The following is a 22,583-nucleotide window of genomic DNA, read 5'->3' on the forward strand; positions in this document are numbered from 1 at the left end:
TGGACAGCAAGGCGAGCCGTGGAATGCCTGCTAAGAGGCGAACGTTGAAGCGAATCAGGCTCTGATCAACGCATTGGGGTGCTGGGCCACATACGCACTCAGCAGCGAACCCAGATTGTCCTCGTACTTGTAGAACTCGGCATCCAGCCTGTCGATCTCCGCCTCATACTCAGGCGTGCCAGAGAAGGACTCATGTTGCGACCACCTGACCCGGCGGTCGCTGGATGGCGATGCGTTCGGAAACCACGAAACTGCTTTGGCCAGAAGGTCGTGGGACTTGCTCGCGCCGATGGCCTCCAAGTGGCCAAGGATCTCGACGCAATGGTTGCCCAGAGAGTTGGTGAAAAGTTGGTCGAAGCCGCCATTGTGTACCTCCCCGTCGAAGCACCACAGCAAGTAGACAAGCCGCGCTTCAGGGGAGAGGCGATCGATATGCTCCGTAACGCCGTCGCCCTTGTCGAAGACCAGGGCGAGCGCAGTCGTGAAGACCGCATCTGCGGGATCGTCCTGCTTTATTGCATCCGCGAATCGCATGATTTCCATAGAGTCCCATGTTCGCGTTGGCCGCGCGAGGCGGCTTGAATGGACGGCCGAGCCGTCGGTCGATTACGGCGTAAACCCCAGCCCCGTCGCCTTCACCCGCACCCGCGCCAGGATCTTGTGCGAGGTCATGTACAGGGTGCGGCCGTCGTCACCGAAGGCGCAATTGGCGACGGGGCCGCCGGTCTCGATGCGGCCCAGGCGGCGGCCGTCCGGCGCGAACACCAGCACGCCGCCGGGGCCGGTGGCGAACAGGCGGCCGTCGCTGGCCACGGCGATGCCGTCCGGCAGGCCGGGATTGGCGTCGCCGACGATGTCGGAGGCGTCGGCGAAGAGACGCTTGCCGGTGACTTCGCCGCGCGCGTCCAGCGTGTAGGCGGTCCAGATTGGCCGCGCCGGATCGGAGTTGGCCACGTACAGGGTGCGTTCGTCGGGCGACAGGGCGATGCCGTTGGGCAGGCTCAGGCTGTCGTCCAGCAGGTGCACGCTGCCGTCGGGGTCCAGGCGATAGACGCCGTTGAAGCGCAGTTCCTTGACCGGGGAGTTGTCGCCGTCCTTCAGGCCGTACGGCGGGTCGGTGAAGAACACCACGCCGTCGCGGCGCTGGATCAGGTCGTTGGGGCTGTTGAGGCGGTGGCCGTCGTAGGCGCTGGCCAGCACGGTCTTGCGCCGCGTGGCCGGATCGAGCCGGGCCACCGCGCGGGTGCCGGAATCGGCGAGCAGCACGGTGCCCGACGCTTCGGCATGCAGGCCGTTGGCGCCGGCCTCGCGCAGGGCGGCCAGCGGCGGGCCGGCGTAGCCGGAGGGCTTGAGGAACACCGACAGGCCGTCGCGCTCGGACCAGCGGTACATGGTGTTCTGCGGCACGTCGTTGAACAGCAGGTAGCCGCCATCGCGCACCCAGGCCGGGCCCTCGGCCCAGGTGAAGCCCTCGGCGATGCGCTCGATGCGCGCGTCCGCCGCCACGGTATCGCCGAACGCGGGGTCGAACGCGGTGACGTGGCCGATGACCGGGAAGCGCGGCGCGGGCGCCTGGCTCTTCGCACAGCAGGCAAGCAATGCCAGCACGGAGGCGGCGAGCAGGACGCGGGTCGGGAATCGCATCGGGAGGTTCCTGTGTGGTGTCGGGCGATGATGCCATCGCGCGGCGCCTGCTTCTTCACTTCGGTGCATGCCGCGGCGCCGCATGCTCGCGCTGCCCGCACGGCGATGGCACCGAACTGCCGTACGCGGCAGCCACCGGGCTGCGTTGCGCGGACACGATGGCTACAATCGCGGCCACCATGCCGGCCGCGTACAGCCGCGACGGGCATTCAAAGGAGAGGCGCACCATGGACCCTGTTTCCCCCAACGGCTACCGCCCGTTGCCGCCGCGCGCCGGCCACCGGCGCGTGCGCTGCGGCGCCATGGTGCTGGCCGCGGCGCTGCTGGCCGCGTGCGCCGGTGCGCAACCCCATTCCCCATCGACTACCACTGCAAAGGAGCGGGCCATGTCGGAGATGACGCCAGAACAACTGGCACAAGGCGTAGTGCGGCTGATCCTGGCGATTGGCGGCAAGCAGGACCTGACCCCGGCGCAGATCGCCGCGCATGCGGGCCTGCAGGTCGACGCCGGCGACAGCGCGCAGGAATTCAGTGCGTCCGGTCCGGTGGCCGGCGGCGGCCGCTATTCGCTGGAGTCGGTCGCCGATGCCGATGGACAGCCGCCATCGCGGCTGGACTTCGCGTTCGCCCCGGCATCCGCTGCGCCGGCGCGCTGCACGCAGCCGCTCGGCGCGTACAAGCAGGCGCTGACCGAGGCCGGTTTCGCCGCGCAGTGGATCGCACCGCCGCGCCTGGGCAGCCCCGGCCGCTGGCACTTCGAGCGCGGCGCCGTGGTGGTGTACGCGTTCGTCGGCAAGGACGCTGCGCAGGACGACCTGCAGGCCTGCGTGTCCGCGCTGCAGATCCTGGCCACCGCATAAGGAGAGGGTGTGATGGCGAACGACGACGATCTGAAGAAGATGGTGGACAGGTTCGAAGCGGACCATGCCAAGGAAGGCAAGGCGCTGCGGCAGATGCTGGACAACACGCCCGAGCTCAAGGCGCGGGTGGAGCAGGCGATCGAGCAGAAGCAGCTGTCCGGGTTCGGGCCGCATCCGCACGCGGGCGCCGGCGCGTACCGGCCGAGCACCGGCGAGATCCTGCTGCCGATGGACGTGTTGCGCACCGCCAAGATGGATGCGCCGCGCGACGATTCGGCCAATACCGCGCGGATCATCCTCGGCCACGAGGTCGGCCACGCGATCAACAAGGTGGAAATCGAGAAATCCGATGCCGCGTTCAAGGACAAGATCGACGAGATCGCCAAGTCGCCTTCGCCGCACGACTACACCGCGGCGCTGAAGGCGCATGGCGCCGAAGAGCGCACGCGCGAGTCCAAGGACGAGATCGCCGGGATCAACACGCTGGCCGACTACGTCAAGCACAGCAATCCCAAGGCGACGCTGAAGGACCTGTACAACGCCAGCACGGAGATGGCCAACTACATCGACAAGGACGGCGAGGGCGCCAAGGCGACCTACAAGGCGAAGGATGGGTTGACCTTCGGCAACGACTTGAAGATCGACGCGAACGCGCCGAAGAACGTCGAGGCGATGGGCAAGCTGTTCTACGACGCGCGCGGCTATCCGCAGCACTACGGCGCGCGCGACCTGGGCATGGTGGCTGAGGCCGAGGATGCGGCGCAGTTGCGCGATCCCAAGCGTGCGCAGCCGGAAGTGCGTGCCGACCTGAAGGCGCTGGGCATCGACCAGGACAAGGTACGGCCGGAGTGGATCCCGAACGGTTTCCGCGATACCGGCGCGACTCCGCCGGCGCCGCGCGCCGCCGCACCCGCGGCCGAGCCGACCGGTGCGGACCGCGCCCTGCACGACAAGGTGCGCAGCGGCGTCGCGCAGGCCGAGCAGGCGATCGGCAAGGGTTGGGACGACAACAGCGAACGCATGACCGCCAGCCTGACCCTGCTGGCCAGGCAGAACGGTTTCAGCGAGCGCGACCAGCTGTCGGTGGGGTTCAACCGGCCCACGGCGACGCACCCGGGCGGGGAACTGGCGTTCGTGTATCGCGACGGCCACACCGCCTCGCCCGATCCCTACGCCAATCGCGCGCAGATGCCGACCAGCGAGGCGATCGCGCGGCCGGCGCAGGAAACCTACCAGCAGCTGCAGGAGCAATCGCTGCAGCAGGCGCAGACCCAACGCACGGTGCAGGCGCAGGAACAGGCCACGCAGGCGCAGACCCAGGCCCAGGCGCCGCAGGTGTTGACGCGCTGAGCCGCCGCCGGCGCGCGGGTAGCGCGCCGGTCCTCGGGGCAGTCGGCCCTGGCCGTTTGGCAAACCATGGCGTGCCGCAGCGGCGGCGCCGGCGGGTGCGCTACTGCGCCTGCGCCTGCGCCGGCACCGCCAGCACCGCGTCGAATGCAGGCTTGGGCTTGCGCTCGCGGTCGAACAGCAGTGGATAGTTGCGGCGGCCCGGCACTGGGTAGTCGTTCTTCCACGACATGCCGTCGTCCACGCCCCACACGCTGACTCGGGTCAGCTTGTCGCGCTTGCGCCAGAACAGCCGGAACAGTTCGGCATAGCGGTCGCGCAGCTGCGCCTGCACGTCCGCCGGCAGGCCGTCGCGGTACGGATCGAGGTAGCGCTTGAACTCCGGCAGCTGGAACTGCTTGTGCGCCATCCCGGTACCGATCACCTGGCCTTCCTTGGTCAGCGGCAGCACGTCCACGTCCAGCTCGGTGATCATCACCTTGACCCCGAGCGCGGCGTAGGCATCGATCGCCGCTTCGATGTCGTGCTGGCTTGGATAGTCCAGTCCCCAGTGGCCCTGCATGCCGACGCCGTCGATGCGGATGCCGGCGCGCTGCAGCATCTTCACCATGCGCACGATGCCGTCGCGCTTTTCCGGGCGCCAGGCGTTGAAGTCGTTGTAGTACAGCTGCGCATCCGGCGCGTACTGCGCGGCGAAGCGGAACGCCTGCCGCACCAGTTCGTCGCCGTCGCCGACCCGCTCCACCCACTTGGTGTTGCGGTAGCTGCCGTCCTCGTCGATCACCTCGTTGACCACGTCCCAGGCCTGCACCTTGCCGACGTAGCGTCCGGCCACCGCCTGGATGTGCGCGCGCATGCGCTCGATCTGCGCGTCGCGGCTGTTGGGTCTGCCCTGCGCATCGACGAAGAACCAGTCCGGGGTCTGGTTGTGCCAGACCAGGGTGTGGCCGACCACGAACATGCCGTGGCGGCGGCCGTACTCGACGAAGGCGTCGGCGGCGGCGAAATCGAACACGCCGGGGCGCGGATTGACCACTTCGGCCTTCATCGCGTTCTCGGCGGTGATCGCGTTGAACTGGCGCGGCAGCAGCGCGGCGGAGGCCGCGTCCTTGCCGGAGACGATGTCGGCGTTGACCGCGGTACCGATCAGGAACGCGCCGGCGTAGGCGTCCTTGAGGCCGCGGCCGTCCGCCGCTACGTTCGGCGTGCGCGATGCGGCGGCAGGCTGGTCGGCGGCACCCGCCGTCGCCGTGCCGAGCAGGCAGGCCAGCAGCAGGGGCGCGATGCGTATGTTGCGCAGTGCAGGCATGGCGGCGGTCCTTGTTCGAGCGTGGGTGTCACGCGAATGCGGAGTACGTGTGCAGCAAAGTGCAGGCGGCGCCTGCATGCCGGCGGGCGCGCCGCTCATGGCTGCACCCGCATCTGCGTGCTGGCGGCCTGCAGCGTGTCTGATTCGACATGCAACGTGATGGTGCCAGTCTTGCCCGGCAGCGCGCGCACGATCGCCAGGGCCAGGCCGTTGAAGGCGTTGCGCGCGGGCGTGGCGAACGATTCCAGATCGGTGGGATCGCCGTTGTCGGTGGCGACGAGTTCGCCCGGGCCCTCGACACGGAAGCGCAGCCGGTCGCCCGCGGTGGGCGCGGGAGTGCCGTCGCGGTCGAGCAGACGCACGGTCACGAAGGCCAGGTCGCGGCCGTCGTTGCTGAGCGTGGTGCGGTCCGGTGTGGCCTGCAGCCTCGCTGCGGGCCCGGCGGTGCGCACGCGCTCGCTGGCCCAGGGCTTGCCGTCCTTGTAGGCCTGCACGCGCAGTTCGCCCGGCGCGTAGACCACCTCGTCCCAGCGCAGCCGGTACTGCAGCGGCGCCTTCTTCTTGCGCCCTTGCGAGACGCCGTTGACGAACAGCTCGGCCTCGTCGCCCGAGGTGAACACGTGCACCGGCGTGACCTGGCCCTCGCGGCCCGGCCAGGTCCAGTGCGGCAGCAGGTGCGCGATCGGCAGTTCGGGGCGCCAGCGCGCCTGGTACAGCCAGTAGCGGTCCTTGGGAAAGCCCGCGAGGTCGAAGATGCCCGAATAGGAACTGCGCGAGGAGTAGTACGGGGTCGGTTCGCCCAGGTAGTCGAAGCCGGTCCACACGAATTCGCCGGCGACGTACGGATGCCGGTCGAGCGAGGCGAACACCTTGTCGGCGCTGGCGCCGAAATCCACCGCGTGCAGTTCGTAGGCGCTGACCTGGTGCGCCACCGAATCGCCGCCGCGGCCATCGCGCACCGGCGCGCTGCTGTCCGCGCTCACCGGGAACAGGTATACGCCGCGGCTGCTCAACGCCGAGGCGGTCTCGCTGCTGAAGATCGGCTTGTGCGGGAAGCGCGCATGGAACAGCGGATATTGCGGCGGTTTGCGGATGCGTTCGGTGCCTGCGAACTCGGGCGTGTCGCGAATGCCTTCGCCCTGGTAGTTGAGGCCGATCACGTCCAGCGCCGCGGGCAGCGGCATGTCCGGCGCGGCGTAGTTCATCGCCGCGGTGGCCAGGCGGGTGGGATCTTCTTCGTGCACGATGGCCTGCAGCCGTCGCGCGATGGCGGCGCCGGCCTCGCCGGTGTATTGCTCGCCGACTTCGTTGCCCACGCTCCACAGGATCACCGAAGGGTGATTGCGGTCGCGGCGCAGCAGCGCGCGCAGGTCCGGCTCGTGCCAGTCGGCGAACAGCAGGTGGAAATCCAGCGGGGTCTTCTTCATTTCCCAGCTGTCGAAGAGTTCGTCGACCACCAGCAGGCCCATGCGGTCGGTCAGTTCCAGCAACTCCGGCGCGGGCGGGTTGTGGCTCATGCGGATCGCGTTGGCGCCCATGCCCTGCAGCAGCTGCAACTGGCGTTCGGCGGCGCGCAGGTTGAACGCGGCGCCAAGCGCGCCGAGGTCGTGGTGGTTGTTGACGCCGCGAATCGGCACGTGTTCGCCGTTGACCAGCAGGCCGCGCTCCGGATCCCAGCGCAGCGTGCGCACGCCGAACGGGGTTTCGTAGCGATCGACCACGCGCCCGTCCTGCGTCACCTCGGTGACCGCGACGTAGCGGTGCGGCCGCTGCGTCGGCGGCGGGCCCCACAGCCGTGGCTTGGCGATGCGCGCATCGCCATGGAGCGTGGCGCTGGCGCGCGCGGCGATGCGTGCGCTGGTTGCTGCGATCCGCGCGACCGGCATGCCCTGGCGCTTGCCGTCGGCATCCAGCGCATAGATCGCGCTGGCCACCTGCACCTGCGCATCGCTGTCGCCGCTGTTTTCCAGCGTCACCGCCAGCTGCACGTCCGCCGCCTGGGCCGATACGCGTGGCGTGGCGACCTGCGTGCCCCACTGGCCGACATGCACCGACGCGGTCTTGCTCAGCCACACGCTGCGGTACAGGCCGCCGCCGGGATACCAGCGCGCCGACTCGGGCGGATTGTCCAGGCGGATCGCCAGTTGGTTGCTGCCGCCGGGCACCAAGTACGGGGTCAGGTCCACGCGCCAGGAGCTGTAGCCGTACGGCCAGCCGCCGACCAGGCGGCCGTTGAGCCACACCGTGGCGTAGGACATCGCGCCGTCAATGTCGAGGAATACCGCGCGGCCGCGGTCGCTGGCGGGAATGTCCAGGCGCTTGCGGTACCAGCCCACGCCCCAGCTCGGCAGCCGGCCCATGCCGCCGTACGGCCCGTCCTTCAGGAACGGCCCGGCGATCGCCCAGTCGTGCGGCAGGTCCACGCGCGTCCAGGCGCTGTCGTCGAACTCGGCGCGCACGAAGGCCACGTCGCCGCCCGGGTCGCCGGGCGGGCGTTGGTGACGCCGCGCCGGGTCGGCGATGAAGGCGTTGCCGGTGGGCAGGATCCAGGGCTTGAGTACGGGCCGGGTGCGCGTAGCGAGGCGGTCGGCGGCGTCGGGGCGGGCATCGGCCACCTTGCCGTCGGCGCTGCGTTCGATCTCCGGGCGCACGTCGTAGTCCAGCGTGTCGCCGACGCCGGGCGCGTCGCCGCGATGGAAGCGCCAATCGGCATCCAGCGACAGCCGCTCGCGCGGGGACGGCGGCGCTGCGGCCACGGTGCCGGCGGCCAGCCAGACCAAGGCTAGCAGCAGCGCGAACGCGATAGACGGCACGCGCGCGAGCCTGGGCGCGGCCGCTACGCATGCTCGGCCGCATGCGTGCGCAGCGCTACGGCGTGCCGTACCGGTCACAGCTTATAGGCCCGCTTCGGCAGCCGGTAAGCCAGGTCGATCGCGATCTCGGTCGCCTCGTCCTCGTCGAGGCGATGCTCGGCCACCAGTTTGGCCAGGAACGCGCAATCGACGCGGCGGGCGACGTCGTGCCGCGCCGGGATCGACAGGAACGCGCGGGTATCGTCGTTGAAGCCGACCGTGTTGTAGAAACCGGCGCTGGCCAGGGTCTGCTCGCGAAAGCGCCACATGCCTTCCGGCGCGTCATGGAACCACCAGGCCGGGCCGAGCAGCAGCGACGGATAGTGCCCGGCCAGCGGCGCCAGTTCGCGCGCATAGGTGCTCTCGTCCAGGGTGAACAGGATCAGGGTGAAGCCCGGGGTGTTGCCGAAACGGTCCAGCAGCGGCTTGAGCGCGTGCACGTAGTCGGTGCGCAGCGGCAGGTCGGCGCCCTTGTCGCGGCCGTAGCGCGCGAACAGGTTGCGGTTGTGGTTGCGGAAGCAGCCGGGATGCAGCTGCATCACCAGGCCGTCGTCCACGCTCATCGCCGCCATCTCGGTCAGCATCTGCGCGCGGAACAGTTCCGCGTCCGCGGCGCTGGCGCCGCCGCCGCGCACGCGCGCGAACAACCGCGCCGCTTCGGCCGCGGGCAGGTCGGCGGTGGCCGCGCTGGGATGGCCGTGGTCGGTGGAGGTGGCGCCCATCTGCGCGAAGAACGCGCGGCGCTGGCGATGCGCGCGCAGGTAGCCGTCCCAGGCGTACACGTCTTCGCCGGTCAGCTCGCCGAAGCGGTGCAGCGCCTCGGGGAACTGCTCGTGCTGCGGATCGATCACCGCGTCGGGGCGGTAGGCGGTGAGCACCCGCCCGCCCCAGCCGCTGGCACGGATCGCCGCGTGCTGCTGCAGCGGGTCCAGCGGCGATTCGGTGGTGGCGATCACCTCGATGCCGAAACGATCGAACAGCGCGCGCGGCCGGAACGCCGGCGTCTGCAACGCCTCGCCGATGCGGTCGTAGTAGAGGTCGGCGCTGGCCGCGTCCAGGCGCACGCGCAGGCCGAACACCTCGTGGAACACGTGGTTCAGCCACAGCGCCGACGGCGTGCCGCGCAGCAGCTGGAAACGCTCGGCGAACACGCGCCAGGCCGCGCGCGGGTCCACCGCGGCGCGGCTGCCGTCGGCGCGCGGGATGCCCAGTGCGTCCAGGTCCACGCCCTGGCTGTAGAGCATGCGGAACACGTAGTGGTCGGGGACCAGCAGCAGTTCGGTGGCGTTGGCGAACGGCGCATCGGTGGCGAACCAGGCCGGGTCGGTATGCCCGTGCGGGCTGACGATGGGCAGCGCGGCGACCTGCGCGTACAGGCGCCGCGCGATCGCGCGCATGCCCGGCTCCGGCGGTAGCAGGCGGTCGGGATGCAGGGACAGGGCGGGGGAGGACAGGGTCATGGTCGGGATGCGCGTAGGGAGTGATGGTCGGAAGAGGTGGGCGCCGCGCCACGGCATGCTGGCTGCATCATCGCGCAACCGGGTCGGCGCCGGCCGCGCGCTGCCGCCGTCGCGGATCGGCCAGGCGGGTTCGTGGTGGCGACGCGGCGTCGCGAAGGGCTCGCGCTAGCGTTTGCCGCAGCGGCATCACGCCGCCCCTTCCAGCCGTGCCGGCTGCAGCCGCGGCGCCAGCCATTGCACCAGCGCCAGCGCCAGCAGGTAGGCCGAGCCGGCCATCAGGAACACCGGCACGTAGCTGCCGGTGGCCTCGAGCAGGAAGCCGATGAAGGTGGCGATCAGCATGCCGCCGACCGCGCCGGCGAAGCCGCCGATGCCGACCACGGTGGCCACCGCGTGGCGCGGGAACATGTCCGAGGGCAGCGTGAACAGGTTCGCCGACCAGCCCTGGTGCGCGGCGGTGGCCAGGCCGATCAGGCCCACCGCCAGCCACAGGTTGTCGGCGCGTGCGGCGAACACGATCGGCACCACCGACAGCGCGCAGATCAGCATCGCGGTCTTGCGCGCGCGGTTGACGCTCCAGCCGCGGGCGATGAAGCGCCCGGCGATCCAGCCGCCGGCGATGCTGCCGATGTCGGCGAGCACGAAGATCACGATCAGCGGCGCGCCGAGCTGCAGCAGGCTCAGTCCGTACTCGGCATGCAGGAACTTGGGCAGCCAGAACAGGAAGAACCACCAGATCGGATCGGTGACGAACTTCGCCACCACGAACGCCCAGGCCTGGCGGTGGCGCAGCACCTGCGCCCAGCTCAGGCGTTGCATCGGTTCGGGCGGGTCGCTGCGGATATGCGCCAGTTCCGCCGCGCTCAGGTGCGGCTGCTGCTCCGGCGCGCGGTAGGTCAGCCACCACACCGCCAGCCAGGTGGCGCTGAGCGCGCCGGTGAACAGGAACGCCGACTGCCAGCCCCAGGCGCTGGCGATCAGCGGCACCAGCAGCGGGGCGACGATGGCGCCGATGTTGGAGCCGGAATTGAAGATGCCGGTGGCCAGCGCGCGCTCGCGCCGCGGGAACCATTCGGCCACGGTCTTGATCGCGGCCGGGAAGTTGCCCGATTCGCCCAGGCCCAGGAAGAAACGCGCGATCGCAAAACCCACGACGCTGGCCGCCAGCGCATGGCTCATCGCCGCCACGCTCCAGATGCCGATCGCCAGCGCATAGCCGGCGCGCGTGCCGAAGCGGTCGATCACCGCGCCGCTGCACAGCAGGCCGATTGCATAGGCGGCCTGGAACGCGGTGACGATGTAGCCGTATTCGATCTCGTTCCAGCCGATCTGCGTCTGCAGGAACGGCGCCAGCACGCCGAGCACCTGGCGGTCGATGTAGTTGATCGTGGTGGCGGCCAGCAGCAGCGCGCAGATGCGCCAGCGCATGCGCCCCAGGCGCGCGCCGGCGGTCGTCGGCGCGGCGGTGTCGGCGCCGGGCAGCGGCATCATGCGCGCTGCACCGATGTGGCGCGTATGCGCCGCACAGCGCGCTGCGGATGCCGGCAGCGCACTGCGGCGCGCGCGCGGGCGTGTCGGATGGTGCGATGCAGTCCGCAAACTGCGCTGTTCCCGGGCCGGTGCATGCGCTTGATCCCCGCAGGATGCGGCCGTCGCCGCGATTGGTAGCGCTATCAGTAACATGCCGGCGCACGCGATCCATCGTGCACAGCAGCATGAAACGCGACTGGGTCGCACGGTGCCCATCGCGCATCGGCCATACCGCGACGCACGTTGGCTGGCCCGTGGCGGCACGGCCAGCCATATGTTGCCGTGCAGCGTGACACCCATCTTGGTAGCGCTACCATCTCGGCCACTGTCCGCACGGGCAGCGAAGTCGCTCAGGTTTTTCCGTCGCTCGGCAATTCGTCGGCTGGCCGCTCCGCGTGGCATCGCAGAGCCGCAGGTCACCTGTTTTGGGGAGGATCACGGTGAAGAACAGTTACGCGCGCACCACGTTGTCTCACGCATTGGCCACGGCGCTGCTCGGCATGGTCGCGGGTACGGCCTGGGCGCAGACCGCCCCGCCGGCACAGGCGCCCGCGGCGCAGGCGACCGCGCCGGCAGCGGCAAGCGACGATGCGGTGAAGCAGCTGGATACGGTGACCGTCTCCGGCTATCGCCGCAGCATCCAGTTCTCCACCGACGCCAAGCGCGATTCGGTGACCTTCAGCGACACCGTGTTCGCCGAGGACATCGGCAAGTTCCCGGACATGAACATCGCCGAGTCGCTCAACCGCATTCCCGGCGTGCAGCTCGCGCGCGACGTCAACGGCGAAGGCCTGAACATCGCCATCCGCGGCCTGGGCACCAGCTTCACCAAGACCACGCTCAACGGCTCCAGCATCGCGACCGCCTCGATCGGCATCAACGCGCAGAACCAGAACCGCGAAGTGGATCTGAATCTGTTCCCGACCGAGTTCTTCACCCAGCTGACGGTGAGCAAGACGCCGACCGCGAGCATGCTCGAAGGCGGCGTGTCCGGCGTGGTCGACATGCGCAGCGCGCGGCCGTTCGACCGGCCCGGCACGCACCTGACCTACCAGTTGCAGGGCGACTGGAACAGCACCAGCGAGAAGACCACTCCGCGCGGCGCGCTGATGGGCAGCTGGACCAACGAGGCCGGCACCTTCGGCGCGCTGTTCGGCGTGGCCTCGGTGCGCAGCAAGATCGGCGTGGAAGGCTTCGAAACCGTGGGCTGGACCAATCCCGGCCTGACCTACACCCAATGCGGCCTGACCCCGCCGGCCGGCACCCCGGCGACCGCGCAGCCGGCCGCGTGCAACGTCAACGGCGGCGGCAACTGGCGCATCCCCGACACCGTGCCGGTCACTGCGGCCGGCGCCGGGCTGACCCCGGGCCAGACCATCGACGCGGCGTGGCTGCTGGCCAACAACCCCGGGCTGAGCATCGACCAGATCAGCGATGCGCGGATCCCGCGGCTGGGCCGCAGCGTGTACATGCAGGGCGACCGCGACCGCGACTCGTCGGTGATGTCGCTGGAGTGGCGGCCGAGCGACAGCGCGCATTTCTACCTGGACACGCTGTTCTCCAAGGCCAAGCGCGTCACCGACCGGCTGAGCATGAACCTGATCGGCCGCAACGGGAACATGATTCCGCTGGGCATGCAGCTGGACGGCAACAACGTCGTCACCGACGCCACCTTCGCCAACGCGCAGTACTTCCTGGAAGCGCGCCCGTACCGCGAGGAGGTCAAGTTCTGGAGCGTCAATCCGGGTGCCGAGCTGCTGTTCGGCGCCGAGCAGGACATCAAGCTCAACGTGCAGGCCAACGCCACCCGCAGCTGGATGTTCCGCGAATCGCCGAGCGTGCTGGTGACCTCGCCGTTCACCACCGTCCAGTACAGCAACCAGGGCGGCGACCAGCCGTCGATCGAAAGCCCGCTGGACCTCAACGACCCGAACCTGGGCTGGGGCTGGACCGGAGGGCGCCTGAACATCAACAACGAAAAGCGCGTCACCGAGACCCGCGGCGCGCGCGCCGACCTGCAGTTCGGCGAGGACAAGCGCAACATCAAGGTCGGCGTCGCCTACGACCAGGCCGAGCGGACGATCCAGGGCTTCGACAACAGCGCGGCCTGGGAGACGGTGGTGTGCCGCGGCGGCGGCGCCACCTGCACCGGCGGCCCCGGCTCGCTGGTGCCGCAGTCGGCGCTGGCGTCGTACCTCAAGCCCGGCCCGGGCGGCTTCATCACCGTGGACTTCGACCGCTTCCTGCGCGATACGAATTACTACGCCTTGCGCGACGCCGCGCCGGAGACCAACGCCGCCAATACCGGCGCCTCCACCGGCGGTATCGAGGAAAAGAACTGGGGCTTCTACGTCGAGACCAACGCCGAGACCGACGTGTGGAACCGTTCGTTGCGCTTCAACGCCGGCGTGCGCTACGTGACCACCGACCAGACCATCAGCGGCCCGGTCACCATCGGCGGCGTGCGCCGTTACCAAGTGCTGGATTCGGACTACAAGGAACTGCTGCCGTCGTTCAACGTGGCCTGGGACGTGGCCGACAACGTGGTGCTGCGCCTGTCCGGCTCGCGCACGCTGACCCGGCCCGATCCCAGCGCGATGCTGCCCAACACCAACTTCAGCGACCCGTCCGCGCAGACCGCGACCCAGGGCAATTCCAACCTGGCGCCGTACCTGTCCACCAACGTGGACATCGGCGGCGAGTGGTACACCGGCGGCGAGGGCTTCGTCGGCCTGACCGTGTTCGACAAGCGCATCGACGGCTTCACCGTCAACGGCGTGCGCCGCATCCCGTTCCTCGACCTGGGCGTGGCCTACGCCGATCTGACCGCGACCCAGCAGGCCGCGATCGACCAGCGCGGCGGTCCGAATGCGGCCACCGTGGACGTGCAGACCCAGGTCAACGCCGACGGCACGCTCAACATCCGCGGCCTGGAAGCGATCTGGGTGCAGCCGCTGGACCGCCTGTTCGACGGCCTGGGCTTCAGCCTCAACTACACCCACGTCAAGCAGGAATCCGAAGGCGACGGCATCCAGGCGGTGGCGGTGGGCGTGGCGCCGAACCTGTGGAACGGCACCGTGTACTGGGAGAAGAACAACGCCTCGGTGCGCCTGTCCTACGCCTGGAACGACGACATGATCATCTCCGGCGCCAACCAGAACGGCATCCCCGATGCGCGGCTGATGGCCGACGCGCGCGGACAGCTGGACCTGTCGGCCAGCTACACGCTGGCGTGGATGCGCTCGGCGCCGCAGATCACCCTCAACGTCACCAACCTCACCGACGAACCGCTGCGCACCACCTTCCAGTACCCGAACGCGACCTACGATCTGTACAAGCCCGGCCGCACCATCATGCTCGGCATCCGCGGTTCGTTCTGATCGCGCCGCAGCCAATGGCCTCCACTCCTGACCCAGCCGCGCCGCAGCGGGCGGGCGAGCGCCGACCCGCACGGTCGCAGCGCCCGCGCCGTCCGCCGCAGGGCAGCGCGTTCGCCTTACCCTCACCGGCGGACCCGCTTCCGCCGGAAGCGGGAAGCAACGCCCCCACCACCGGTTCCCCTAGGCCATGACCAACAGCGCGCACCGCCTCTCGATCACGGAAAAGATCGGCTACAGCCTCGGCGATCTGGCCGCGAACATCATCTTCCAGACCCTGATCACCTTCCTGGCGTTCTTCTACACCGACGTCTACAAGATCCCGGCCGCGTCGGCGGCGAGCATCATCTTCGTCGTCGGCCTGCTCGGCGCGTTCGTGTTCACGCCGCTGGTGGGCATCCTCGCCGACCGCACCCGCAGCCGCTGGGGCAAGTTCCGGCCATGGATCCTGTGGACCGCGATCCCGTTCGGCGCCGCCTCGCTGCTGGCGTTCACCACGCCGGATCTGGGCGAGCGCGGCAAGACCGTCTTCGCGCTGGCCAGCTATTCGCTGCTGATGCTGGTCTACGTGGCCAACAACCTGCCGTACTCGGCGCTGAGCGGCGTGCTGACCGGCAGCATGGCCCAGCGCAACAGCCTGTCCTCGTACCGCTTCGTGGCGGTGATGATCGCGCAGTTCATCATCCAGGTGTTGCTGCTGCCGCTGGTGCTGATCCTCGGCGACGGCGACAAGGCGCGCGGCTTCCACAACGCGATGGCGCTGTTCGCGGCGACCGGCACGCTGTGCTTCCTGATCACCTTCTTCACCACCCGCGAGCGGGTGCTGCCGCTGTCCGAGCGCGCCTCCAGCGTGCGCGAGGACCTGACCGACCTGGTACGCAACAAGCCGTGGCTGGTGATGCTGGCCCTGACCATCCTGGTGTTCGTCAACCTGGCGATGAAGGGCGGCATGTATGTCTACTACTTCAAGTACTACCTGGACGCCGCTGCGCTGTCGCGGTTCCTCGACGGCAGCGGTTTCAACACGCTGATCGCCGGCGCCAACGCGATGACCACCCGCGCCGGCCTGGCCGCGCTGCAATGGCCACAGGACGCGCCGACCTCGGCGTTCAGCGCGTTCAGCGCCGGCGGCATCCTGTTCATGATCGTCGGCATCGGCTGTTCCAAGCCCCTGGCCGACCGCTTCGGCAAGCGCGACGTGTTCGGCGCCGCGTTGCTAGTCTCCACCCTGTTCCTGCTGGCGTTCTACCTGTATCCGCCCGACGCCATCGCGCTGGTGTTCGGTTCCTACATCCTGCACGGCTTCTTCTACGGCATCACCATCCCGCTGCTGTGGGCGATGATCGCCGACGTCGCCGACTACTCGGAATGGAAGAACCACCGCCGCGCCACCGCGATCATCTTCTCGGCCATGATGTGCGGGCTGAAGATCGGCCTGAGCGTCGGCGGCGCGCTGGTCGCGGCGATCCTGGCGTTCTACGGCTACGACGCGGCGCTGCCGCAGCAGAGCGCCGCCGTCACCCACGGCATCCGCCTGGCGGTGAGCGTGTACAGCGCCACGCCGTTCCTGCTGTGCGTGGCCGCGCTGTTCCTCTACGAAATCAACAAGCCCATGGAAGCGCGCATTGAGCGCGAGTTGGAGGCGCGCCGCCTGCGCGCGTCCTCCGGCGCCATCGGCTGAACCCGACACGATCCCCCGGAGCCCCACCGCGCCATGCCCCCCGCCATCGACGCCGACGACCTGCAGACCCTGGCCAGCCGCGCCATCTCGCCACCGCTGGTGACCCACATGTACACCGCCGATCCGTCGGCACACGTCTTCGACGGCGCGATCTACATCTATCCCTCGCACGACATCGACGCCGGCGTGCCGTTCAACGACGACGGCGGCCATTTCGACATGGAGGACTATCACGTGTTCCGCATGGACAGCGCCGACGGTCCGGTGGTGGACTGCGGCGTGGCGCTGCACGTGAAGGACGTGCCGTGGGCCGAACGGCAGATGTGGGCGCCGGACGCGGCGTGCAAGGACGGGCGCTACTACCTGTATTTCCCGGCCAAGCGCGCCGACGGCATCTTCCAGATCGGCGTGGCCATCGGCACGCGCCCGCAGGGCCCATTCGCCGCCGAACCGCTGGCCATCGACGGCAGCTACTCGATCGATCCGGCGGTGTTCGCCGACGACGACGGCGAGCACTACCTGTACTTCGGCGGGATCTGGGGCGGGCAGCTGCAGAAGTACCGCGACAACGTCTATGCGCAGGCCCACGAGGAACCGGCCGATGCCGAGCCGGCGCTGGGGCCGCGGGTGGCGCGATTGCGCGCGGACATGACCCAGTTCGCCGAGCCGCCGCGCGAGGTCAGCATCGTCGACGAACACGGCCAGCCGCTGCTGGCCGGCGACCATGCGCGCCGTTTCTTCGAAGCGCCGTGGCTGCACAAATACGATGGGCGCTACTACCTGTCCTATTCCACCGGCAACACCCACCTGCTGTGCTACGCGGTGGCCGACACGCCGTACGGACCGTTCACCTACCAGGGGCCGATCATGCGCCCGGTGATCGGCTGGACCACCCATCATTCGATCTGCCAGTTCCAGGGCCGGTGGTACCTGTTCTATCACGACTCGGCGCTATCCGGCGGCGTGACCCATCTGCGCTGCATCAAGCTCACCGAGCTGCACCACGACGCGCACGGGCGCATCGCGCCGATCGATCCCTACGGCGGTTGAGCGCGCGCAGGATGCTCGTGCCGCGGTGCGTAATTACGCCGCGGCGCACGCGCAGCGTCAGTCGGCGCTGCACGTGCGCTGCGGCGCCGCCGGCTTACGGCATCCACACCAGGTTCTGGGTCTGCGGATCGGCGGTGACCTTGTCGATCTTGCCGGCACCGTCGAAGGACACCTGGAACTCGCCGAAGCTGGACCGCCAGTAGCGCCACAGGGCGCTGTCCAGGTTCGGGTTCTCGCTGCTGATCGGGTAGCCCAGCGCCATCAGCGTCTGTTCGCGGGTCATGCCCTTGGTGACGCGGCTGCTGCCGATCGCCTCGCGGATCTTGGCCGGATACGCCGCCAGCTTGAGCTTTGGATCCTGCGTGACCACGTAGCGCTTGGCGAAGGCATCGTTGTCCAGGTCGCGGCTGTAGTCGTTGCCGATCGATTGCTTCTGGCCGTCGATCAGCACGTTGACCCGGTAGCGGCCATAGCCGGTGACCTTGACCGGGGTGCCGGCGGGAATCACCCGCTTGCCGTTCTCGGCATAGTTGCTGTCGCTGATCCAGCTGCCGTCGCTGCGCATGTTGCAGCACAGGAAGCCGTCGTACTTGGCGTCGGCCGCGGCGGCCAGGCCAGGCACGGCCGTGCCCACGGCGAGGGCGAGGAACAACAGGGAAGGGCGCAAACGCATGGAGACTCCTTTCTGGGCGGCGATCCTGCCGCCGGTGATGCGGACGAGGGAAATGGCGCCGCCTCCGCCGCGGCGCCGCGTGCATTGTGCCGGCAACCGCGCCGCCGACAAAGCGCCGCCGCGGCGCACGGTGACGGCAGACCCGTTGCCTGTGTATGCTCGGGCCTCGTGGAAGACATGACGCCCGCCGAGATCTCCCTGCGCATCGACGCCCTGCGTCGCGAGCACCGTGCGCTCGACGAACAGATCCAGCGCACCCCGGCCAACCTCGACGACGAACTGCAGGCCAAGCGGCTGAAGAAGCGCAAGCTGCAGCTCAAGGATTGCATCATGCGCCTGGAAAACCTGCTGATTCCCGACGAACCGGCGTGAGCGCGGCGACGTTCTTCAGCATCGGCCACTCCACGCGTGGCCTGGACGCGTTCCTGGAGATCCTGCACGGCGCGCAGATTGAGCAGCTGGCCGACGTGCGCGCGTTTCCGTATTCGCGGCGCTTCCCGCAGTTCGACGGCAGCGCACTGGCGCGCACGCTGGCCGCCGAGGGCATCGGCTACCAGCATTTCCGCGCGCTGGGCGGGCGCCGCGGCAAGCAGCCCGGCGTGGACCCGCAGCGCAACGGCCATTGGCGCAGCGTCAGCTTCCACAACTACGCCGACTACGCGCTGGGCGCCGAATTCGGCGAAGCGTTCGCGCAGCTGCGCGAACTCGGCAGCCGCGGCGCGTGCGCGGTGATGTGCGCCGAGGCCTATTGGCGCCAGTGCCATCGCCAGATCGTCTGCGATCACCTGCTGCACCACGGCCATCCGGTGATCCACCTGATCGACGCCAAGCGCCGCGAACCGGCCACCCTCAATCCCGCCGCACGTACCGACGCGCACGGGCAACTGGTCTACCCGCCGGACGCACCGCCCGCCGGCTCGGTCACCGGCGATCTGTTCGGCGGCTGAGCCATGGGCTCGGCGATGCCGATGCCACATGTGGGAGCGACTTCAGTCGCGACGGGCCTTACCGGTAGAGCCCGTCGCGACTGAAGTCGCTCCCACAATCGAGCGACACATGGAGGCTGAGGGACAAAGCACCAGAGGCGGTAGCAGACCCCTTCGCTTTCGCCGCCGCTTCAATCCTGCGGCACCGCCGGCTCTTCTGTCTTCGCCGCTTCCGGACTGACCCGCTCGATGGTGTGACGCAATTCGCGGCCTAGAATGAACTTGGCGTCTTTCGCCCAGGCGTCCAGGCGCTCGTCGAACAGCAGCTTGCTGTTCTCGTCCGGCCACACCAGCTTCAGTTCGCGCAGCTTCTGGATGAAGCCGCGGAACAGGGTCTTGTCGAAGAACTCCGGCGCGGCCGGCGCGTACAGCAGGCTCAGGCGCTGCGCGGCCTGCTGGCACAGGCTCTCCAGTTCGCCGGCGCCGAGCTTGCCGGGGCCGTTCTTGACCAGCACCGAAATGGCGATGTAGTAGCGCTCGAACGCCTGCTGCAGCGAATGCCCGATCGCGCGCAGGCGGAACACCTCGTCGGTCTGCCCGGTGTTGCGCGCCAGCACGCCGCCGTCGTCGTCGTTGACCTGCAGCAGCAGCCCTTCGCGCACGAATACCTCGATGGTGCGCTCGATGCGTTCGGCGAACTGGTCCTCGCTCCATGGCAGGAACAGCTCGGCCTGCAGGAACGGGTACACGATGCGGCCCAGCCGCAGCAGCCCGGAGCGGCTCATGCGGCGGTTGTTCTGGAAGCAGCACGCCACCCACGAGGAGGCGGTGAACAGGTGCAGCACGTTGTTGCGGAAGTAGCTCAGCAGCACCGCGTTGTCGCCGTTGACGCTGAGCACGTCGCCGAGCGGATGCGGCGTGCGGGTCAGCACGTTGATCTCCTCGGCGTGGGCGATGATGCGCTCGGGCGAATGCGGGGTGACGGTGACCCGGTCCGAGTACGGCAGTTCGGCCAGCAGCTTCTTGCACAGTTCGATCTGCGCGATCAGGTCGGCCTCGCCCATCGCGTGCTTGGGCGTGGACAGCAGCGCCAGCGCCAGCAGGTTGACCGGATTGACGTCGGCGGCGGCGTTGATGTGCACCTGGATCTGCTGCGCCAGCGCATCGACGGTGCCGTTCAACCAGTTCGGCTTCTCGTCCTCGCCCAGCGGCTGGCCGTCCCATTCCGGCGCGCGCTGCGCCAGCACCTGGCTCAGCGCGATCGGCTCGCCGAAGTTCACCACCACCTGGCCGTAGTTCTGCTTGAGCACCTTGGGGATGCTCCACAGCAGGCCCCAGATCGATTCCTTCTCCTTGGGCCGGCCGCTGAGTTCGTCGAGATAGCTGTTGCCTTCCATCAGCTTCTCGTAGCCGACGTAGATCGGCTGGAACAGCACCGGCTTGCGCGGCTGGCGCAGGAACGCGCGCAGGGTCATCGCGATCATGCCGCCCTTGGGCTGCAGCAGCCGGCCGGTGCGCGAGCGCCCGCCCTCGACGAAGTATTCGATCGAGTAGCCGCCGGCCACCAGCTGCGCCACGTATTCGCTGAGCACGGCCGAGTACAGCGCGTTGCCGCGGATCGAGCGGCGGATGAAGAACGCGCCGCCCTTGCGCAGCAACTGCCCGACCACCGGCAGGTTGAGGTTGATGCCGGCCACGATGTGCGGCGGCACGATGCCGCGCTCGTACAGCAGGTAGGACAGCAGCAGGTAGTCCATGTGGCTGCGGTGGCTGGGCACGTAGATCACTTCGTGTCCGGGCGCGGCTTCCTTCAGCTTGTCCAGGTGGTGCACCAGCACGCCGGCGTAGATGCGGTTCCACACATGGGTGAGCAGGAAGCTGGCCGAGCGCACCACCGGGCTGGAATAGTCGGCGGCGATTTCCCAGGCATAGGCGTGGGCCTTGCGCCACGCGTCCATCGGCTTGCTGTTGTCGCGCTTGGCCTGCGCGGCGATCGCCTCGCGCACCGGTTCGGCGGCCAGCACCTGGTCCACCAGCAGGCGCCGGGTCGACAGGTCCGGCCCGATCACCGCCTCGCGGATGCGCCGGAAATGGGTGCGCAGCACGCGCTGCAGCTTGCGCACGGTGCGCTCCGGCGGCAGCCCTTCCTCGATCGTCTGCCGCATCGACACCGGCGGGGCGAAGCGCACGATGGTGCTGCGGCCGTTGAGCAGCACGCCGAGCAGGCGCCGGAAGCTGCCGACCAGCGCCCAGTTTTCCGAGAACAGCACCGCGAACCAGCCGCTCTGCTTGTCCGGCGCGCGGCCGACGAAGATCGACACCGGCACCAGGTGGATGTCCAGGTCCGGGCGCTCGCGGTGCGCCTGCAGCAGCTTGGCCAGCGAATCGGAGTGGGTCTTGGCGCCGCGCTGCTCGGGGATCAGCGCGTTGTTGCTGCTGCGCCGCGACAGCGCCAGGTAGGCGCGCTTGCGCCCCAGCGGGTCGCCGGGCAGCGGCACCAGCGGCGACGGCAGGCCGGCCTCGCGGCAGGCCTTGTCCAGGATCAGCGCGTTGGACAGGCCGTAGTCCTCCAGCACGTAGACCACCGGGCGGCCGTCGTCGTACTGGCCGGGCTCGGCCGGTTCGATCTTCAGGCCCAGCCACGGATCGGCCACGCGCCCGAGCAGGCGCGCCCACAGCGGCCGCTTGGCGGTGCGCACGTTGGACGGCGGCACCGGCAGCGCCGCCGCACCGGGCGCTTCGGCGGCGTCGCCGCCGGCCGGGGCGGGCGGCGCTGCCGCCGGGTCCGGCGCGCGCGCGCCCGCGGCGTCGTCGGGAAAGGGGAGGGGATTTTGTTCTGGCATCGGCGTCATTATCGCTTAGCCGGCGGCGCGGGGCCGGCGGCCGGGGGCGCCGGGGCATCGGCAGGCGGGGCGGAGGCCGCGATCGGTGCCGCCGCGGCAGCCAGCAGCGCGTCCACCTCGTGCAGGGTATCGCGCAGGTACCAGTGGCCCTGGCGGCGCACCAGCACCGCGGTGGTGTCGATCTGCGCGCCGGCCAGCGGGTACTGGATGCGCACCACGGCCTGGTCGCCCTGCTGGCTGACCAGCCCGGTGCGCAGTTCGCGCGCGCTGGCGTCCAGATCCAGGCCGTAGTCGCCCAGCACCGCCTTCAGGTCGGCCAGGAACGGACCGAGCCGGGCCAGGCTCTGCTCCATGCCCAGGCCGTGCAGATCGGCATCGCTGCGCAGGCCGGTGCGGCGCGCGGCGGCACTGAGCCGGGCGATCGCCGCCTGCGCGCGCTTGCGCTCGGACAGCGGCGCGTGTTCGGCCCAGCCGCTCAGCGCCTGCACCAGCTGCACGTAGTGGCCGCGCTGCTCCGGCGTGTAGTCGCCCTGGTTGCGCAGGTACTGCACACCGAACAGGCCCAGCGAGTGCGCGGCCTGGCGCAGGCTCGCCGCCTGCCCGCCGAACTGCGCATCGAAGGCCCGTTGCAGCTGGCGCTCGGCGTCCGGTGCGGACAGCGTGTCGAGGATCTCCGGCAGGCGTTCGGCCAGCGGCAGCTGGGTCAGCGGCCAGCGGCTGCGGTCCTCGCTCCAGGCCTGCTGCAGGCGCCGGTACTGCTCCGGCGGGACCGCGGCGCGGGCATAGCCGGCCAGGTCGTTGCGCTGCAGCGTGCGCGCCAGCTCGCGCACCGCCGCGGCCGGTTCGGCGCTGGCGCCGGGCAGTTCGGCGGGGCTGCGCTTGCAGCCGGCCAGGGCCAGCACCGCCAGCAGCAGCGCGGGAACGACAAGCGTGGGCGTGAGCCGGGTCGGGCGTGGCGGCGACATACTCTATTCGGCTCGTTCCCCAAAACGTTCCGCATCTTGCTGGGCGCAGGCGATTCCGGCAAGCCG

Annotated in this window: 17 protein-coding genes; 7 read left to right on the plus strand and 10 right to left on the minus strand. The window is 69.5% G+C overall.

Annotated features, from left to right (window positions below; genetic code table 11):
• Positions 1-54: 54 nt before the first annotated feature.
• The 3 genes from NUG20_RS00635 to NUG20_RS00645 form a co-directional block, all read right to left on the minus strand.
• The gene (locus tag NUG20_RS00635; RefSeq protein ID WP_263396565.1) at positions 55-543 is read right to left on the minus strand and encodes a DMP19 family protein; all 489 of its coding nucleotides are present in this window, start codon (positions 541-543) and stop codon (positions 55-57) included.
• Positions 544-606: 63 nt separating this feature from the next.
• Positions 607-1,644: an SMP-30/gluconolactonase/LRE family protein gene (locus NUG20_RS00640; protein ID WP_263396566.1), complete on the minus strand. Its 1,038-nt coding sequence runs from the start codon at positions 1,642-1,644 to the stop codon at positions 607-609.
• 55 nt (positions 1,645-1,699) lie between these two features.
• Positions 1,700-1,873 (minus strand): hypothetical protein, encoded by a 174-nt coding sequence (locus NUG20_RS00645; RefSeq protein WP_263396567.1) that lies wholly within the window; start codon positions 1,871-1,873, stop codon positions 1,700-1,702.
• Between NUG20_RS00645 and NUG20_RS00650 the strand changes: the two genes are divergently transcribed.
• Both NUG20_RS00650 and NUG20_RS00655 read left to right on the plus strand, forming a co-directional pair.
• The gene (locus tag NUG20_RS00650; protein ID WP_263396568.1) at positions 1,872-2,504 is read left to right on the plus strand and encodes a hypothetical protein; all 633 of its coding nucleotides are present in this window, start codon (positions 1,872-1,874) and stop codon (positions 2,502-2,504) included. The genes NUG20_RS00645 and NUG20_RS00650 overlap by 2 nt on opposite strands.
• A 12-nt stretch (positions 2,505-2,516) precedes the next feature.
• Positions 2,517-3,854, plus strand: a complete 1,338-nt coding sequence (locus NUG20_RS00655; RefSeq protein ID WP_263396569.1) for an XVIPCD domain-containing protein — start codon at positions 2,517-2,519, stop codon at positions 3,852-3,854.
• A 100-nt stretch (positions 3,855-3,954) separates the two neighbouring features.
• On the opposite strand, the gene NUG20_RS00660 is transcribed toward NUG20_RS00655, so the two are convergent.
• The 4 genes from NUG20_RS00660 to NUG20_RS00675 form a co-directional block, all read right to left on the minus strand.
• Positions 3,955-5,160 carry an endo-1,4-beta-xylanase gene (locus NUG20_RS00660; protein WP_263396570.1) on the minus strand — a complete coding sequence of 402 codons (1,206 nt, stop codon included), beginning with the start codon at positions 5,158-5,160 and terminating at the stop codon, positions 3,955-3,957.
• Between the two features lie 95 nt (positions 5,161-5,255).
• The gene (gene galB, locus NUG20_RS00665) at positions 5,256-7,952 is read right to left on the minus strand and encodes a beta-galactosidase GalB (RefSeq protein ID WP_263398579.1); all 2,697 of its coding nucleotides are present in this window, start codon (positions 7,950-7,952) and stop codon (positions 5,256-5,258) included.
• A gap of 95 nt (positions 7,953-8,047) precedes the next feature.
• Positions 8,048-9,466 (minus strand): glucuronate isomerase, encoded by a 1,419-nt coding sequence (gene uxaC, locus NUG20_RS00670; RefSeq protein ID WP_263398580.1) that lies wholly within the window; start codon positions 9,464-9,466, stop codon positions 8,048-8,050.
• 192 nt (positions 9,467-9,658) lie between these two features.
• Entirely contained in the window at positions 9,659-10,960 is a 1,302-nt protein-coding gene (locus NUG20_RS00675) for an MFS transporter (RefSeq protein WP_263398581.1), read from the minus strand.
• Positions 10,961-11,442: 482 nt separating this feature from the next.
• Here NUG20_RS00675 and NUG20_RS00680 point away from each other — a divergent pair, with 482 nt between their 5' ends.
• From NUG20_RS00680 to NUG20_RS00690, 3 genes are all read left to right on the plus strand, one after another.
• Complete coding sequence (locus tag NUG20_RS00680) at positions 11,443-14,382, plus strand: TonB-dependent receptor (protein ID WP_263396571.1); 2,940 nt, start codon at positions 11,443-11,445, stop codon at positions 14,380-14,382.
• 187 nt (positions 14,383-14,569) lie between these two features.
• On the plus strand, positions 14,570-16,060 hold the full coding sequence (locus NUG20_RS00685; protein ID WP_263396572.1) for an MFS transporter: 1,491 nt from the start codon (positions 14,570-14,572) through the stop codon (positions 16,058-16,060).
• Between the two features lie 33 nt (positions 16,061-16,093).
• Entirely contained in the window at positions 16,094-17,110 is a 1,017-nt protein-coding gene (locus NUG20_RS00690; protein WP_263396573.1) for a glycoside hydrolase family 43 protein, read from the plus strand.
• Positions 17,111-17,204: 94 nt separating this feature from the next.
• On the opposite strand, the gene NUG20_RS00695 is transcribed toward NUG20_RS00690, so the two are convergent.
• Entirely contained in the window at positions 17,205-17,783 is a 579-nt protein-coding gene (locus NUG20_RS00695) for a hypothetical protein (protein ID WP_263396574.1), read from the minus strand.
• Between the two features lie 168 nt (positions 17,784-17,951).
• Between NUG20_RS00695 and NUG20_RS00700 the strand changes: the two genes are divergently transcribed.
• Together NUG20_RS00700 and NUG20_RS00705 are read left to right on the plus strand one after the other, a co-directional pair.
• Entirely contained in the window at positions 17,952-18,155 is a 204-nt protein-coding gene (locus NUG20_RS00700; protein ID WP_038231978.1) for a YdcH family protein, read from the plus strand.
• A complete protein-coding gene (locus tag NUG20_RS00705) occupies positions 18,152-18,730 on the plus strand; it encodes a DUF488 domain-containing protein (protein ID WP_263396575.1) in 579 nt (192 codons plus the stop codon). Before NUG20_RS00700 ends, NUG20_RS00705 begins: the two co-directional genes overlap by 4 nt.
• A gap of 170 nt (positions 18,731-18,900) precedes the next feature.
• Here NUG20_RS00705 and plsB read toward each other — a convergent pair whose 3' ends face one another.
• Together plsB and NUG20_RS00715 are read right to left on the minus strand one after the other, a co-directional pair.
• Positions 18,901-21,561, minus strand: coding sequence for a glycerol-3-phosphate 1-O-acyltransferase PlsB (gene plsB / locus NUG20_RS00710; protein ID WP_263396576.1), 2,661 nt, complete (start codon positions 21,559-21,561; stop codon positions 18,901-18,903).
• Positions 21,561-22,517: a hypothetical protein gene (locus tag NUG20_RS00715; RefSeq protein ID WP_263396577.1), complete on the minus strand. Its 957-nt coding sequence runs from the start codon at positions 22,515-22,517 to the stop codon at positions 21,561-21,563. The genes plsB and NUG20_RS00715 overlap by 1 nt, the downstream gene beginning before the upstream one ends.
• Positions 22,518-22,583 lie beyond the last annotated feature (66 nt).

Source organism: Xanthomonas sp. CFBP 8443 (assembly GCF_025666195.1).
Classification (GTDB): domain Bacteria; phylum Pseudomonadota; class Gammaproteobacteria; order Xanthomonadales; family Xanthomonadaceae; genus Xanthomonas_A.